The organism is Micromonospora sp. SCSIO 07396, from assembly GCF_053667945.1.
The window spans coordinates 2261490-2276433 of record NZ_CM132210.1; the positions used below are offsets into that span (position 1 = coordinate 2261490).

Below are 14944 nucleotides of genomic sequence, written 5' to 3' on the forward strand. Positions count from 1 at the left end.
CGACCGGCCCGGCGAGCGACTGGCCCGGCCCGCGCGGCGGGTGGGGGCAGGTCAGCGGATCGGGGCGAGGACCGCGGCCGGGTCGCCCTTGGCCCGTAGCAGCACCGGGCTGGGGCCGATCGGCAGCGCGCCGGTGCGGGCGGTCGGTTCGGCACCGACCGGCCCCCCGGTCACCCCGCCCGTGGCCGGCAACGACACCGTGCCGGTGGAGGTCGACCAGACCACCAGGGTGCTCTCCGCACCCCGCCGGAACGCCACCCCGGTCAGCCCCTTGGCGTTCACCGGCTCGACCGTCGCGTCCCGGGCCGCCGCCGCCAGGGCGGCCATCATCGCGCCGGCCTGCCGCTGGGTGCCGTCCGGGTCGAGCAGCCCGTAGCGGACCTCCGCGCCGGCCCGGTTGTTCGGGTTGTACGCCAGCGGCAGCCAGAGCACCTCGCGGACGCCCCCGGCGACCAGCATGCTGACCACCTTGACCATCTCGTCGCCCCGGCCCGCCGCGTCGTCGCCGCCGTCCTTCCAGAACTGGCCGACCTCCCACGCCTGCACCGGCACCCCGGACGGGGTCTCCGCCCGCAGGTAGTCCAGCAGCGCCGGCACCCCGGAGAAGTGCTCGTAGAAGTGCAGCTGCCGGACGTCGACCACCCGGTCGTCGAGCAGCTTCTCGGTGACCGCGAGGTAGGCCAGGTTGCGGGAGTTCTGCGCGTTGTCCAACGCGGCACGCAGTGCCGTCGGGTCGTTCACCGCCGGGATCAGCCGCCCCCGGGTGCCGATCCGCCGCTGGAAGTACGCCTGGTAGGCGGCGACGGCCTGGTCGGGCTGACCGGCGCGCAGCAGCCGGTCGGCGACCCCCATCCCGTACGCCACACTGCTCATGCCGGAGTCGACCACCTTGGCCTTCGGGTCGGCCGACCGGATCGCCTCGGCGGCGGCGGTGACCAGCCGGCGGTAGTCCTCGGGGCTGCCCGCCCAGTACTGCTGGGCGTTGACCTCGTTCTCGATGGCGTACTCACCGACGCCGTACGGGGCGTACCGCTGCACCAGCGTACGGACGAAGTTCTGGTAGGCGGCCAGGTCCTGCGGCATCGCCGACTCGGTCTTGTTGGCCTGGCCCCTGGTGAACTTCGCCGTCCCGCCGGTCGCCCAGCACACCCCGGTACGGATCTTCAGGTGCAGGGTGATGCCGAGGGCGCGGCTGCGTTCGGCGATCTGGTCCACCGCCGCGAAGTCCGGGCTGCCCTGGGTCTTCTCGATGTCGCACCAGCTCAGCTCGTGGTACGTCGTCGAGCCGGTGAGCTTCTCCAGGTAGGGCACGAACTGGTCGTGCCGGGAGAAGTCCCAGTGCGCGCCGAACGGGTTGCGGACCGCCTCGCCCGCCGGCGGCGTACCGCTGGCACCGGCGGACGGGGCGGCCGACGGCGCGGTCGCCGACGGGGCCGGCCCGGGGGCGGGATCGTCCGAACAGGCCGCCGAAGCGACCAGGGCGAACAGCACCGCCCCGGCGACCAGCACCCGTCGCCCGGCCCGGCGGTCCACCGGCGACCCGGCCCGGCGGTTCACCGATAGCCCAGTTCGCGCAGGGTGGCACCGGAGAAGACCCGGACCAGCACCCGCAGGAAGGGGTCCAGCTCCCGGCGGTAGGTGCCGACCCGGGAGCCGTAGATCGGCGCGTCGGTGCCGGCGGCGGCCCGCCGTCGCTCCGCCTCGGCGGTGTACTTGCCCGCCACGTCGTGCTGCTTGCCGTCGTAGTCGAGCACGCCAGCCTCCCAGGGTTCGCCGAGGAACTCGAACAGGCCCCGCATGGCCTTCTCCGGGTCGGTGACCGTCTCCTCGTAGCGCAGTTCGTGGTAGCGGTCGGCCGGCAGCCGGGCCCCGGCGGCGCGGGCGATCCTGATGTAGCGCGGCCACTTCACCACGCACTTGACCGCCGACCAGTAGCCGAACCGTTTGCGGTGCGACACCACCACGTCCCGGCCGTCCCGCACGACGTGCACGAACTGCGCGTCGGGGAAGACCTCGGCCAGGAAGTCGATGGAGAGCGCGTACAGCGGCGTCTTGTCGGCCCAGCGGGTCTTGCCCCGGGATCGGGCGTAGTCGGCCTGGATGCCGCCGAAGAAGTCGGCGATGCGGCCCAGCCAGTATTCCCGGGGGAACCCGAAGCGGGACAGCCGCTCCCAGTCCCGCCCGACGATGCGTTGCATGTCGGCCAGGAACCGGGTCTCCGGGCCGCAGCTGACCCGGGAGTGCGAGTCGAGCACCAGCCGCAGCATGGTGGTACCGGAACGCTGGCAGCCGACCAGGAAGATCGGCCCCTGCGGGCGGCCCGGCCCGGGGGCGGGCGGCGTGGTCTGCGGGTCAGCCATGCTCCACCACCCCCTGCCGGCCGGCCAGCGCGTCCAACCGGCCGGTCAGCTCGGTGCACAACGCCCGCACCCGGGGGTCGATCTCCAGCCGGGGCCGCGCCGGGCTGCGTGCGCCGACGTGCGCGTGCAGCACCGGGTCGTACGGCAGGTCGAGGAAGGCGCACAGCCGCCGGGTGTACCCCGCCGGGTCGGCGACCAGCGCGTCGTACGAGCAGAGCAGGGTGTCCGGGCGGTCGGCCAGCCCGAGGGAGAAGAACAACGAGTTGCGCACGTACCAGAACAGGGCGGCGGCGGTGTGCGGGGTCATCCGGTCGTAGTCGAAGCCGGCGACCAGGTCCCGCGTCGGCGCGTCCAGACGCTGCCCCTGCCAGCGGTCGGAGATGGTGCCGTCGGCGACCGCCCGCAACGCCCGCAGGTTGGCGTCGCCGAACTTCGCCACCTCGGAGCGGGCCCGGTCGTCGACGTCCCGGTACGCCCACACCGCCCGCCCCGGCGTGACCCCGGGCAGGTCGAGCAGCTCGTCCACGCGGTGCGTGTCGCACAGCGGCTTGACCAGCACGTACCGGTGCCGGCTGCGGCGGATGACGGCGGTCAGCACCGGATCGGGGCGTAACCGGAAGCGGTGGAACACGGCCCGGTCGTTCTCGTTGCGGACCTCCACCGACGGGTCGGCGTCCAGCCCCCGGGTGAGCATGTTGGTGCCGGAGCGTTGCAGGCCCACCAGGTAGACCGGGACGGCCCGGCCGGGCGGCCCGGGATGCGTCCGCCGCCACCGCCACTTGGCCAACGCGGTGCGGGTCCGTTCGACCGGGTCGAGCCGGTCCTCCTCGATCAGCCGCCGGATGCCCTCGGTGCGTGCCCAGCGCAGGTGCCGGCGGACCCGACGGGCGGTGTACGCCAGCGCCGAGGGCTCGTCGGGGTGGGGCACCGGGTCCTCCTCGGGCACGTCGGGCGGGGTGGGGCACACGGTACCGGCAGATCATCACGGCTGGCCACGTGGCCGTGTGGTCAGCCGGCGATGGGCCGTGTGGCTACTTGGGGATCATGAACTGGACTCACGACACCGGTGGCGCATACGGTGGGGCCCCTGGTCACCGCTGCTGTCCGGGGCGACCACCCCACCCCGCGACCCCCGACGGACCCCAGCAGCCACCTCCGGAGCAGGCCGATGCGTGTCCTCCACGTCAACAAGTTCCTCTACCGGCGCGGCGGCGCCGAGGGCTACCTGCTCGACGTCGCCGAGCTGCAACGGGGCGACGGCGACGAGGTGGCGTTCTTCGGCATGACCCACCCGGACAACGACGCCCCCACCCCGTACGCCAGGCACTTCCCGTCGCACGTGGAGCTGGACCCGACGCCGCGCGGCGCGGGGGCCCGGGCGGCGGTGGCGGCCCGGATGATCTGGTCGCCGGCCAGCCGGCGGGGCCTGGCCCGGGTGCTCGACGAGTTCCGGCCCGACGTGGTCCACCTGCACAACATCTACCACCAGCTCTCCCCGTCGGTGCTGGCCGCGGTGCGGGCCGCCCGGGTGCCGGCGGTGATGACCCTGCACGACTACAAGCTGGCCTGCCCCAGCTACCAGATGCTCGACCGGGGCGCGGTCTGCGACGCCTGCGTGACCGGCGGCCCGCTGCGCGCGGCCCGCCGCCGCTGCAAGGACGGGTCGCTGGGGGCCAGCTCGCTGCTCGCCGTCGAGTCCTGGCTGCACCGCACCACCCGGGCGTACGGGCCGGTGCAGGCGTTCGTCAGCCCCAGCCGGTTCCTGGCCGACGTGATGCGCCGGGCCGGGGTCTTCCCCGACCGGATGCACGTGGTGTCGCACTTCGTCGACGTCGCCGCGACGGCGGTCAAGGCGGCACCCGGCGGGCCGGTGGTCTTCGCCGGTCGGCTGGCCGCCGAGAAGGGCGTCGACGTGCTGATCGAGGCGCTCACCCGGCTGCCCGACGACGTCGTGCTGGAGGTGGCCGGGGACGGTCCGGCCCGCGCCGGGCTGACCGAGCTGGCCCGGCGACGGGCCCCCGGCCGGGTCCGCTTCCACGGCCGGCTGGACAAGGCCCGGCTGCACGAGCTGGTCCGCTCGGCCACGGTGGTGGCGGTGCCGTCACGCTGGAACGAGAACCAGCCGATGGCGGTGCTGGAGGCGTACGGCTGCGGGGTGCCGGTGGTCGCCTCCGACCTGGGTGGCCTGCCGGAGCTGGTCACCGCCGGGGTGGACGGCGAGGTGGTGCCCGCCGACGATCCGGTGGCGCTGGCCGACGGGCTGCACCGGGTGCTGGCCGACCCGGCTCGGGCGTACCGGATGGGGCGGGCCGGGCGGGCGCGGGTGGAGCGGGACTTCTCCCCGCAGGCGCACCTGACCCGGTTGCGGCAGGTCTACGCGAGCGCCGCGCGGGCCGTGCGGGAGCCGGTGTGAACCCCCCGGTGCGGGTGCTCTACCTGGCCGGCAGCGGACGCAGCGGCAGCACCCTGGTCACCACGGTCCTCGGCCAGTACGCCGGGGTCTTCGCCGCCGGGGAGCTGCGCTACCTGTGGCAGCGCGGCGAGGTGGAGAACCGGCCCTGCGGCTGCGGCCGGCCGCTGCGGGACTGCCCGCTGTGGGGCGAGGTGCGCCGGGAGTTGCCGACCGACCGGGCCGCCGCGATCGCCGCCGGGCTGCGCGGCCGGCTGCGGATGCGCGGCCTGCCGGCGCTGCTGCGCCGGCACCGGCGCGGCGTCCGGCCGGTGCCCGCACACCCCGACGACGCGGCGCTGGCCGACCTGTACGCCGCCGTGGCCCGGCACACCGGGGCCCGGGTGGTGGTCGACTCGTCGAAGCTCCCCCCGTACGGCGCGTTGCTCGGCGCGCTGCCCGGCGTCGAGCTGCGGGTGCTGCACCTGGTCCGTGACCCCCGGGCCACCGCCTTCTCCTGGCGTCGCCGCCGGGGCCTGGACGGCGACACCGACCCCGAACTGATGAGCCGACCGCCGGTGTGGAAGGCCGCCCTGCTCTGGCTGGTCTGGAACACGGTGACCGTCCGGCTGTGGGCCGACCGCGCCCCGGCGGGCTACCTGCGGGTGCGCTACGAGGACCTGACCGCCGACCCGGAGCCGACGCTGCGCCGGATCCTCGGGTTCGCCGGGGTCGACGCCGACGGTGGCCCGTTCACCGGCCCGGCGACGGTCCGGCTGACGCCGACGCACTCGGTGGCCGGCAACCCGTCGCGGCACCGGACCGGCCCGGTGCCGGTCACCGCCGACGTGCAGTGGCGGCGCGACCTGTCCCGCTGGTCGTACGCGCTGGTCACCGTACTGACCGCGCCGGGGCTGCGCCGGTTCGGCTACCCGTGGCGGCGGGACGTCCCGGCGTCGACGGCGCCCGCCCGGACGACGGCGGCCGGAGCGCGGGCGGGGGCCGAGGGTTCTGTGGGCGTCGGGCGGGCGGGGTCGACCGGGCACGAGGAGGGCTGAGCGATGTTGGCGGTAGTGGTGGGCACCGGGCGGTGCGGGTCGACGCTGGTGCAGGAGCTGCTGTCCCGGCACCCCGGGGTCGGGTTCGTCTCCGGGGTCGACGACAAGCTGTCCCGGCTCAACCTGGCCGGCCGGTTCAACGGCCCGCTGTACCGGCGTTCCGCGCCCCGTCCGGCGGGCATGACGTCGCTGCGGCACAGCCGCCGGCTGCTGGAGAAGGGCCGGCTGCGGGTCGCCCCGTCGGAGGCGTACCACCTGCTGGACCGGCACGTGGTGGCCGGTTTCTCCCGGCCGTGCCGGGACCTGACCGCCGACGACCTCACCCCCTACCTGCGGGGGCGGCTGCGGGCCTTCTTCGACGCCCGGATCGCCAGGCAGGGCTGCCGGCTGCTGCTGCACCACGTGACCGGCTGGCCGCGCACGGGTTTCCTCCGGGCCGGCTACCCGCAGCTGCGGGTGGTCAACGTGGTCCGCGACGGTCGGGCGGTGACCAACTCCTGGCTCCAGATGGGCTGGTGGGACGGCTGGCGTGGGCCGGAGAACTGGTTCCTCGGGCCACTGCCGACCGACCTGCGTCGGGAGTGGGAGGAGTACGACAGATCGTTCCCGGTGCTCGCCGCGCTGGGCTGGAAGCTGCTGATGGACTCCTTCGCCGAGGCCCGCGCCGCGCACCCCGAGGGCCAGTGGCTCGACGTGCGCTACGAGGACCTGCTCGCCGACCCGCGCGCCGAGGTGGCCCGGATGCTCGACTTCCTCGGCCTGGACTGGTCACCGGCGTTCGAGAAGGGTTTCGGGCGCTACCGCTTCCACGCCGGGCGGCAGGCCGCCTACCACGAGGAGTTGGGCGACGCGCAGCTCGCCGCCGTGGAGCGGGTGCTGGACAAGCCGCTGCGGCAGTGGGGTTACCGGGACTGACCGGCCCGTCGGCCGCCCCGCCCGCCCGGCCGGTGTCGTCGGGGCGGCCGGGGCAAAGTTCCTACAGGTGCAGGTGGTGGTGCCGGTCGGTCGGCCCATAACGTGCGCGGTCTCGGGAGATTCAAGGAGACCGCATGGCTGGATTGGGAACACCCCTTCGCGTCGGGGTGGCCGCACTGTCCGCGATGGTGCTCGCCGCCCTGGGCGCGGCACCACAGGCGCAGGCGGCGCAGGACGTACCGACGATCGTGGTCCAGGACGGGGTCACCCAGCCGGTTTTCGGCTACGGCGACGCCATCCGGGAGCGCCTGTTCATCGACTCCACCTTCGACAGCGACAACGACGGCCTGCGCGACATCATCGCGTTCGACCTGATGCGACCGGCGGCCACCGCGAACGGGCTCAAGGTGCCGGTGATCATGGACGCCAGCCCGTACTACTCGACGGTCTGCCGGGGCAACGAGTCCGAGTGCAAGGCCGACCTGGACGGTGACGGCCTGCTCGACAAGTGGCCGCTGTTCTACGACAACTACTTCGTGCCGCGCGGCTACGCGGTGATCCTGCTGGACATGGTGGGCACCAACAACTCCACCGGCTGCCCCACCACCAACGCCAACCAGGACAATCTCAGCGCCAAGCAGGCGATCAACTGGCTCAACGGCCGGGCCACCGCGCGCAACGCCGCCGGTCAGGTGGTCACCGCCGACTGGCACAACGGCAAGTCGGGCATGATCGGCAAGTCGTACGACGGCTCGCTGGCCATGGCGACGGCGGTGACCGGCGTCAAGGGCCTGACCACGGTGGTGCCGATCAGCGGCCCCACCGAGTACTACGACTACGTGCGCAGCAACGGGGTGGTCACCCGGGGCAACAGCTACGTGGCGTCGCTGGCCAACACGGTCACCAACCCGGAGCGGCGGGACTACTGCAAGCCGGTGCGCGATGCGATGGCCGCCGCCGACGGCGACGAGACCGGTGACTACACCGCCTTCTGGAACGAGCGCAGCTACGTCAAGAAGGTCCCCAACATGACCGCCAGCGTGCTGCTCTACCACGGTCTCAACGACGACAACGTCCGCGCGGACCACTTCAGCAAGTTCTGGTACGCCCTGGCGGAGAACAACATCCAGCGCAAGCTGTGGCTCTCCCAGGAGGGGCACGTCGACCCGTTCGACTCGCGGCGGGCGGTCTGGGTGTCCACCCTGCACCGGTGGTTCGACTTCTGGCTGCACGGGATCGCCAACGGCATCATGGACGAGCCCCGGGTGGACCTGGAGCGGGCCGCCGACGTGTGGGAGACCCACGCCGACTGGCCGATCCCCGGCAAGGCCGACACCGAGGTGTTCCTGCAGCCCGGCACCACCGGGGCGGGTGGCCTGAAGCTGGTGCCGACGGCCAAGCCGGCGACCGGCGCGTTCCAGGACAGCCGTACCCAGAGCCAGAACACCATGATCCTCAACCCGGACACGGTGCAGCCGAACCGGCTGGCGTTCCTGTCCGCGCCGCTGACCGCGCCCCTGCACATCTCGGGCACGCCGACGGTGCAGCTGCGGGCCTCGGCCGACCAGACCGACACCAACTTCGGGGCGATCCTGGTCGACTACGGCACCGACGAGCGGGTGGCGCACCGGGCGTCCGGTGAGGGCATCATCACCCTGACCACCGAGGACTGCTGGGGGCTGAACAGCCCGACCGACGACGGCTGCTACAAGCAGACCGCCAAGCGGGTCGCCACCGCCGACTACGAGCTGGTCACCAAGGGCATCATGGACGCCCAGAACCGGCAGTCGATCCGGACCGCCGTGCCGCTGGTGGTGGGGGAGTCGTACAACTTCACCTTCCCGCTGCTGCCGGAGGACTACGTCTTCAAGCCGGGTCACCGGATCGGCGTGATCATCGTGGCCAGCTACCCGCAGTACTCCAGCCAGGCGGACACCACCGCCGCGAACATCCAGGTCGCCCTGAAGAGCAGCAAGATCGTTCTTCCGGTGGTCGGCGGCACCCCCGCCGCCCACGCGGCCGGTCTCTGACCGCTCCCCGGGGTGGCCGCCGCAGCACCGCCGCGGCGGCCACCCCGGCCCGGTCACCCGACGGTGCAGGGGGTGCCGTTGAGCACGAAGCCGGTCGGCGGGACGTTCGGGCCGCTGTAGGCCCCGACGAACCCGGCGGTGGTGCTGCCCCCGGCGGCGATCCGCCGGTTGTCGTCGGTGCTGGCGACCGTCACCGTACGCCCGGTCTGCGTCCAGGTGGCGTTCCAGCCGCTGCTCACCTGCTGCCAACTCGTCGGCCAGCTCCAGGTCAACGTCCAGCCGTCGACGGGGTTCGCCCCGTTGTTGACGATCTCGACGTTGCCGACCCAGCCGTTGCCCCAGTCGCTGGCGGTGGTGAGCCGGATAGTGCAGCTGCTCTCGGCCGGGCCGGCGGTGGTGAAGGTGACCGGCGACGACGACCAGGACACCTTCCCGGCGGTGTCCCGGGTCAGCACGTTGAGCGTGTACCGGGTGCCGGGCACGAGGTTGTCCACGGTGAACGAGGTGCCGGCCGTCTCGCCGAGCTGCTCGCTGACCGTGCCGTTCTGCCGGTACACCTCGTACTTGGCGATCGGGGCGCCCTTCGGCGGGGCCGGCGACCAGGAGATCGTCGCCGACCGGTCGGTGACCCCGCTCGCCGTGGGCGGCCCCGGCGGGGCCGGGTGCGCGGTGACCGGGGACGAGGGCCGCAGCACCAGCGTGGTCAGCGAGTACGCCGGCAGCGTCGCGCTGCCCGCGCTGCCGGACTGCCCGGTGACCACGCCGGCTGCCCCGTTGGTCAGCGAGTACGTGGTCGGCGCGGCAGCCGACGGGGTGAAGCCGGCGTAGTCGAGGGTGACCGGGCGGGCGTTGGCCGGGTCCTTGTTGACCAGCAGCACCGCGAGATCCCCGTCGGCCCGCCGCACGGCGTGCGCGGTGACCAGCGGCTCGTCGGTGGCCGCGCGGACGAACTGGTCACCCGGCCGGGCGAACAGATTCATCATCGACAGCCCGTGGTACGGCGCGAACGGGGTGTTCAGCGGCGGCTCACACACCGAGTTGTCGGCGGTGCACCCGCCGCTGGACAGCAGCCCGAAGTCGCCGTAGTCGGTCTGCCCGGCCACCTCGGTGACGGTGCCGATGCCGTTGTGCACGTTCCACCACTGGACCGTGAAGACGCCGTTCTCCAGCAGGTCGCTGTAGGCGTCGGCGAGGAACAGCGCGCCGGGCTGGGTGTTCTGGCCGGTGCCGACGTTCAGCTCGGTGAAGCTGATGCCGATCCGGGCGGCGTTCGGGCCGGCGTACCGGGCGAGCTGGTCGCGCAGCAGGTGGGCCGCCTCGTCGATGTGGGCGGTACGGGCCAGCGACTCGGCGGCGGTGCCACCCGGGTACCAGTGCACGTCCACGAAGTCGATCTTCGGGCCGGCGATGGAGAGCACGGTCCGGTTCCACGGGCCCGGGTCACTGCCGGCGGTGATCCCGTCCGGCCAGTTCCCCGGCATGGTCAGCACCGCGCCGACCTTGATCGTGGGATCGACCGCCTTCATCGCGTCGGCGTAGTCGACCACCAGCCGGGCGTACTGGCTGGCGCTCTTGTCGGGGTGGTCGTCGGCCTCCCAGGCGGAGCCGTAGTGGCCGTTGCCGTAGTTCTCGTTGCCGACCGTCCACCACTTCGCGCCGTACCCCTTGGTGACGTTGGCGTAGCGCACCCAGTCGGCGGCCTCGGCGGGGGTGCCGGTGCCGTAGTTCGCGATGATCATCGGTTGTGCGCCGACCCGGCGGGCGGCGGCCATGAAGGTGTCGAAGTCGGTGTTCGGCGCGACGTACCCGCCGGGCGCGGTGTGGTCACGCCAGTGGTAGATGTCGGCGTACGAGCCGCCCGGGTAGCGCATCATCCGCACCCCGGCGGCCTTGAGCAGGTCCGACGTCTCGTTCGTGCCGAGCTGGGAGTCCCAGATGGCGTGGTTGACGCCCAACGCGGTGTCCGGCACGGTGGCCAGCCCGGCGTTGGCGTTGACGGTCACCGCCACCGGGTCCGCCGCCGCGTCGGCGGGCGACGGGCCGGTCACGGCGAGCCCACCGGTGGCGAGCAGCAGGCTCGCGGCGAGCGCCGTCACGCGCCCCGGGCCGCGACGCGACGGGCGCGACGGTGGGGCGGAAGCTGTGTTCATACGGGATTCCTTCGTGGGTCACCACAGCACACCGCCCGGCCGGTCGGGGTTGCGTTGCCCACGAGGGCGTCGAGACGGCGGGCGGGACTGGTGGACGGGAGTACTGGCGTCGTTCCGTCGTGCTCGTCGCCGTCCCCCGGAAACCCAGCGGCTCCCGGTTGCCCTGGACGACTGTCAGCCCCACGCGCGGCACGTCATCGACGCATCAGAATCCCACGACGATCGTGGCGAATTCAAGCGCTCCCCGCCCCGCCGGGTGCCGGTACGGCTCACCGCCGGGCGGCCACCCTCGCCGCGACCCCGGCAGCCCGCACCACCGCGGCCATCCGGCGGGGCCGGGAGACGACCGCCGGCCGGGTACGCAGGCAGTCGTGCACCACGTCGGCGGCCCGCTCCACGCTCAGCAGCATCGGCTTGACCGGCGACTTCGCCATCTTGGTGTCGACGAACCCGAACCGCACGACGGTCACCCGCACCCCGTGCGGGCGCAGCGCGCCCCGCAACCCCACCAGGTACGACGTCAACCCCGCCTTGGCGGCGGCATACCCGGGGGCCTGGGCCGACGGGGCGACGTCGGCGAGGCTGGACAGGCCGACGAGGTGACCGCCGCCCCCGGCCACCATCGCCGGCACGACCACCTCCACGGTGCGCGCCGCACCGATCAGGTTGACCTCCAGCGCCCTGGTCTGCGCCGCCAGGTCACCGAGGTCGAAGAACTCACCGACCCCCGCCGCGTAGACGCACACGTCCACCCCGCCGAGCCGGTCGACCGCCCCGGCCAGCACCGTGCGGTAGGTGTCGTCGGTGACGTCGGCGACGTGGTGGGTGTAGCCGGTGTCGGTCAGGTCGCTGGCGCTGCGGGAGAGCCCGGCGACGGTCCAGCCGGCCGCCACCAGTTGCCGGGTGAGGGCCAGCCCGACTCCGTCGCTGTTGCCCACCACGATCGCCCGTCGCCCCTGCGTGTCCATGCCCCGGACCCTAGCCGCCACCGTCCGGCCCGGGGCTCCGCACCTCACCGTCCGCCCGGACCCGCACCTCACCGTCCGGCCCGGGACGCGACGCCGCCCCGCCCACCGGGTCGGTGGACGGGGCGGCGTCGCAGCGGCAGCCGTCAGGGCTGGCCCTGGTAGACCTCGTCGTCGGCGCCCCGGACGAACAGCCGGACCAGACCGCCGTAGACGCTTCCCGCCGGGGCGGAGATCGTCGCGCCGGGGCCGTCGATCGTGCTCCAGGCCGTCCACGCGCCGGAGTCCTGGAGGTACCAGGCGGTACGCAGGTCGTCGCCGCCGGTACGGACGAAGACGTGCAGCCCGCCACCGTAGACCAGGGCGGCCGGCGCGGACGCCGCACGTGCGGTGCCCGGCACGTCGCTCCACCCCGACCAGGCTCCGGTGGTCAGCGAGTACCGGTTGGTGCGCACGTTGCCGTTCGTGCCCCGGACGAAGACGTGCAGGTCACCGCCGTAGATGGCGGCGGACGGGGCCGAGTTGGCGCCGGTCGGGCCGGCGAGGGTGGCCCAGCCGGACCAGGTGGCGGTGCCCAACGTGTACCGGTTGGTACGGACCTTGCCGTTCGCGCCCCGGACGAACAGGTGCAGGTCACCGCCGTAGACGGCGGCGGACGGGGCCGACGACGCGGACGTGGTGCCACCGACCGTGCTCCAGCCGGACCAGGCGCCGGTGTCCAGGGCGTACCGGTTGGTGCGGACCTTCTGGTCGGACTGCACGAACACGTGCAGCTCCCCGCCGTAGACGGCGGTCGCCGGTGCCGAGGTCGCCATGGCGTCACCGGGGACGGTGGACCAGCCGGACCAGGCGTCGGTGTTCGTGTCGTACCTGTCGACCCGCACCTGCCCGTCCGGGCCCTGCACGAAGACGTGCAGGTCACCGCCGTAGGTGGCGGTGGCGGGCGCGGATTGGGCCTGCGCCGTGCCCGGCACCGGCGTCCAGCCCGCCGCGCGGGCGGCCGAGGGACGGGCGGCCGCTGCGGCGGGGGCCGCCGGGTGGCTGGCCGCCGGCACGGCGACGGCCGGGGTGGCGACGAGCGTGACCGCGCCCAGGCCGAGAGCGAACGCGGGCAACCGGCGGCGTACCAGTTTCATCGATGGAGTCAGACGCATAAACGCTCCCTTGTGGACGACCGGTGGTGACGACGGCACGGTCGGCTTGCGGCTGGTCCACCGGGCTGCACACCCCGCCCGTTGCGGCGCGGCCGGCGACCCCGGCCCGCGACCCCAGGCGACCCCCCGTCGCGGTCACCCTATCGATCCGCCCGTACCCCCACATCCACCGAACCACCCCACCCCCACCCGTCCGCGCGGCAACCGGACCGGCCGGTCGGACGGGGCGGGGGAGCGGCGGTGATCAAGAGGTTTGCGTCACCGGAGCCGCGGCGGGTTCGACCGATCTGTGCAAGTGATCGTTGATCACGGTATGGATCGGTCGAAGAAGTGGGGATGGCGCGGGCGCATGTGTTGACAGCGGGTCATCGGCAGGTGATTGAGCATCTATGGGGTCAGGGGTCGACGTTGACGCAGATCGCGGCGGTTGTCGGTGTGGGGTTGTCGTCGGTGTGGCGGGAGGTGGAGCGGGGGGACTCCTCGCGGCATGTGGTGGAGAATCCTCTTGGCCGGGTGCGGGGTGGGTTGTCTCGGCGGGGGTGTCAGGCGGACTGGGCGCAGCGTAGGGCTGATGCGCGTCGGCGGAGGCCCAACTGGGAACCGGACCAAGTGGTGCACGGTGTCCACGGACAGTACAGGTCCGAGTCATGTCCGCCATCCCACCGTTTCCGGCTCGCGCTGGTCCAGTTGTGCCCGCGTCACCACCGCCAACCGGGGTGTGGGGGCACGCGCACCTGGGCCGCGTCCCCCTCTCGTCTCTAACGTGACTGCGGGCCAGACAAACTCGGGTGGTTCATCGATGGGGGATCTTCGTGGCTGATAGTCCTGCACTCGTTCGCCCGCACGATGAGGTGGTCGAGGAGTTGTGCACCCGACTCTTCAGATGCCTGGCGCGCAGCGATCAGCGGTTGCGCGGGCTGCAATATGTGCGCGGCCTGGTGGGTGCCCGAGGCCGTAAGTCGGTCCGCAACATCGCCGCTGCGGTGGGCGGTGGCACGGCCGAGCAGAGCCTGCACCACTTTGTCGCGTCGTCCACTTGGGACTGGCGCCCGGTGCGGCGTGCCTTGGCCCATCTGCTGGTGCCGGCGCTCTGCCCGCAGGCGTGGGTGATCCGGCCCATGGTCATCCCGAAGGTGGGGGCGCACACCATCGGGGTCGGGCGCCGCTTCGTGCCAGACCTCGGCCACGTGATCAACGCACAGCAGGCGGTGGGCGTGTGGGTGGCCACCGAGACCGTCAGCGCGCCGGTGGACTGGCGCCTGCACCTGCCGACGGGCCGCGGCCGTGATGGTCTCGGAGAGATGCTCACCCCGATGCTGTCGGCCTGGGACCTTCCGGTACTGCCGATCGTGCTGGATGCGCGCCAGTGTGATCCCACCACCCTGGTTCCGGCGCTGCGCGCCACCGGCAGTCCGTTCCTCGTGCGGGTCTTCGGCAAGCAGCGGTTCCGTCCGGTGGACCCTGCGCTCGCCAGGCGCGGCGACCTGTCCGGGCACGATCTGATGGCGGCCGTACGCGACCAGCGTCGCCCCGTCCATCGCCGGTCCGCGCCAGGTGGTCATGCGCAGACCCTGTTGGTGAGCATTACCCGGGTCGCCTCCCCGGGGGATGGGCCGGTCCGGCCGTTGACCCTGCTGGGAATCGACCGGCCCGGCGTGCCTGACCTGGGCGAATGGTGGCTGACCGATCTCACCGGCACCGCACCGGCCGAACTCGTGGCCCTCGCAAACCTGCTGCTGCGGGTGGATCACGACCTCACCACGATCGCCGACTGGGTGGGTATCCGCGACTTCGCCGGACGGTCGTACGACGGCTGGCACCGGCACGCGACGCTGGCCTCGGTGGCGCACGCGACAGTGGTGCTCAGCCGGGCCGCAGCCGTGCCCGTCGGTGCGGCGTTGAGTCCGTGCGGCGCGGCGTGAG

Annotated in this window: 11 protein-coding genes and 1 pseudogene; 6 read left to right on the forward strand and 6 right to left on the reverse strand. The window is 73.1% G+C overall.

All coding sequences use genetic code 11. The features are described from left to right. Positions 1–51: 51 nt before the first annotated feature. From ACWCHM_RS09490 to ACWCHM_RS09500, 3 genes are read right to left on the reverse strand one after another with little or no spacing between them, the layout of a single operon-like run. Positions 52–1557: a hypothetical protein gene (locus ACWCHM_RS09490; RefSeq protein ID WP_454222130.1), complete on the reverse strand. Its 1506-nt coding sequence runs from the start codon at positions 1555–1557 to the stop codon at positions 52–54. Next, a complete protein-coding gene (locus ACWCHM_RS09495; RefSeq protein WP_281896859.1) occupies positions 1554–2360 on the reverse strand; it encodes a sulfotransferase family protein in 807 nt (268 codons plus the stop codon). The genes ACWCHM_RS09490 and ACWCHM_RS09495 overlap by 4 nt, the downstream gene beginning before the upstream one ends. Beyond that, a complete protein-coding gene (locus ACWCHM_RS09500) occupies positions 2353–3288 on the reverse strand; it encodes a sulfotransferase family protein (protein ID WP_204960442.1) in 936 nt (311 codons plus the stop codon). The genes ACWCHM_RS09495 and ACWCHM_RS09500 overlap by 8 nt, the downstream gene beginning before the upstream one ends. Positions 3289–3528: 240 nt before the next feature. Here ACWCHM_RS09500 and ACWCHM_RS09505 point away from each other — a divergent pair, with 240 nt between their 5' ends. The 4 genes from ACWCHM_RS09505 to ACWCHM_RS09520 all read left to right on the forward strand — a co-directional run bounded on the left by ACWCHM_RS09505 (position 3529) and on the right by ACWCHM_RS09520 (position 8752). Continuing rightward, positions 3529–4773 (forward strand): glycosyltransferase, encoded by a 1245-nt coding sequence (locus tag ACWCHM_RS09505; protein ID WP_454222131.1) that lies wholly within the window; start codon positions 3529–3531, stop codon positions 4771–4773. Further along, on the forward strand, positions 4770–5807 hold the full coding sequence (locus ACWCHM_RS09510) for a sulfotransferase family protein (RefSeq protein WP_454222132.1): 1038 nt from the start codon (positions 4770–4772) through the stop codon (positions 5805–5807). The genes ACWCHM_RS09505 and ACWCHM_RS09510 overlap by 4 nt, the downstream gene beginning before the upstream one ends. 3 nt (positions 5808–5810) lie before the next feature. Next, complete coding sequence (locus tag ACWCHM_RS09515; RefSeq protein WP_204960445.1) at positions 5811–6722, forward strand: sulfotransferase family protein; 912 nt, start codon at positions 5811–5813, stop codon at positions 6720–6722. A 134-nt stretch (positions 6723–6856) separates the two neighbouring features. Then, complete coding sequence (locus ACWCHM_RS09520; RefSeq protein WP_454222133.1) at positions 6857–8752, forward strand: CocE/NonD family hydrolase; 1896 nt, start codon at positions 6857–6859, stop codon at positions 8750–8752. A gap of 53 nt (positions 8753–8805) precedes the next feature. On the opposite strand, the gene ACWCHM_RS09525 is transcribed toward ACWCHM_RS09520, so the two are convergent. From ACWCHM_RS09525 to ACWCHM_RS09535, 3 genes are all read right to left on the reverse strand, one after another. Next, positions 8806–10902 (reverse strand): cellulose binding domain-containing protein, encoded by a 2097-nt coding sequence (locus ACWCHM_RS09525; protein ID WP_454222134.1) that lies wholly within the window; start codon positions 10900–10902, stop codon positions 8806–8808. A 269-nt stretch (positions 10903–11171) separates the two neighbouring features. After that, positions 11172–11870, reverse strand: coding sequence for an SDR family NAD(P)-dependent oxidoreductase (locus ACWCHM_RS09530; protein ID WP_454222135.1), 699 nt, complete (start codon positions 11868–11870; stop codon positions 11172–11174). Positions 11871–12013: 143 nt separating this feature from the next. Continuing rightward, entirely contained in the window at positions 12014–13021 is a 1008-nt protein-coding gene (locus ACWCHM_RS09535; protein ID WP_454222136.1) for a hypothetical protein, read from the reverse strand. Positions 13022–13357: 336 nt separating this feature from the next. Between ACWCHM_RS09535 and ACWCHM_RS09540 the strand changes: the two are divergent. Then, a pseudogene (locus ACWCHM_RS09540) lies at positions 13358–13612 on the forward strand (IS30 family transposase); the annotation flags it as partial. Between the two features lie 260 nt (positions 13613–13872). Beyond that, complete coding sequence (locus ACWCHM_RS09545) at positions 13873–14943, forward strand: IS701 family transposase (protein ID WP_454222138.1); 1071 nt, start codon at positions 13873–13875, stop codon at positions 14941–14943. Position 14944 lies beyond the last annotated feature (1 nt).

Bases quoted from the DNA above. Each gene is read 5' to 3' on its own strand.
- ACWCHM_RS09525 (WP_454222134.1), bottom strand. From the start codon at position 10,902: ATGAACACAGCTTCCGCCCCACCGTCGCGCCCGTCGCGTCGCGGCCCG.
- ACWCHM_RS09520 (WP_454222133.1), top strand. From the start codon at position 6,857: ATGGCTGGATTGGGAACACCCCTTCGCGTCGGGGTGGCCGCACTGTCC.
- ACWCHM_RS09515 (WP_204960445.1), top strand. From the start codon at position 5,811: ATGTTGGCGGTAGTGGTGGGCACCGGGCGGTGCGGGTCGACGCTGGTG.
- ACWCHM_RS09505 (WP_454222131.1), top strand. From the start codon at position 3,529: ATGCGTGTCCTCCACGTCAACAAGTTCCTCTACCGGCGCGGCGGCGCC.
- ACWCHM_RS09495 (WP_281896859.1), bottom strand. From the start codon at position 2,360: ATGGCTGACCCGCAGACCACGCCGCCCGCCCCCGGGCCGGGCCGCCCG.
- ACWCHM_RS09535 (WP_454222136.1), bottom strand. From the start codon at position 13,021: ATGCGTCTGACTCCATCGATGAAACTGGTACGCCGCCGGTTGCCCGCG.
- ACWCHM_RS09530 (WP_454222135.1), bottom strand. From the start codon at position 11,870: ATGGACACGCAGGGGCGACGGGCGATCGTGGTGGGCAACAGCGACGGA.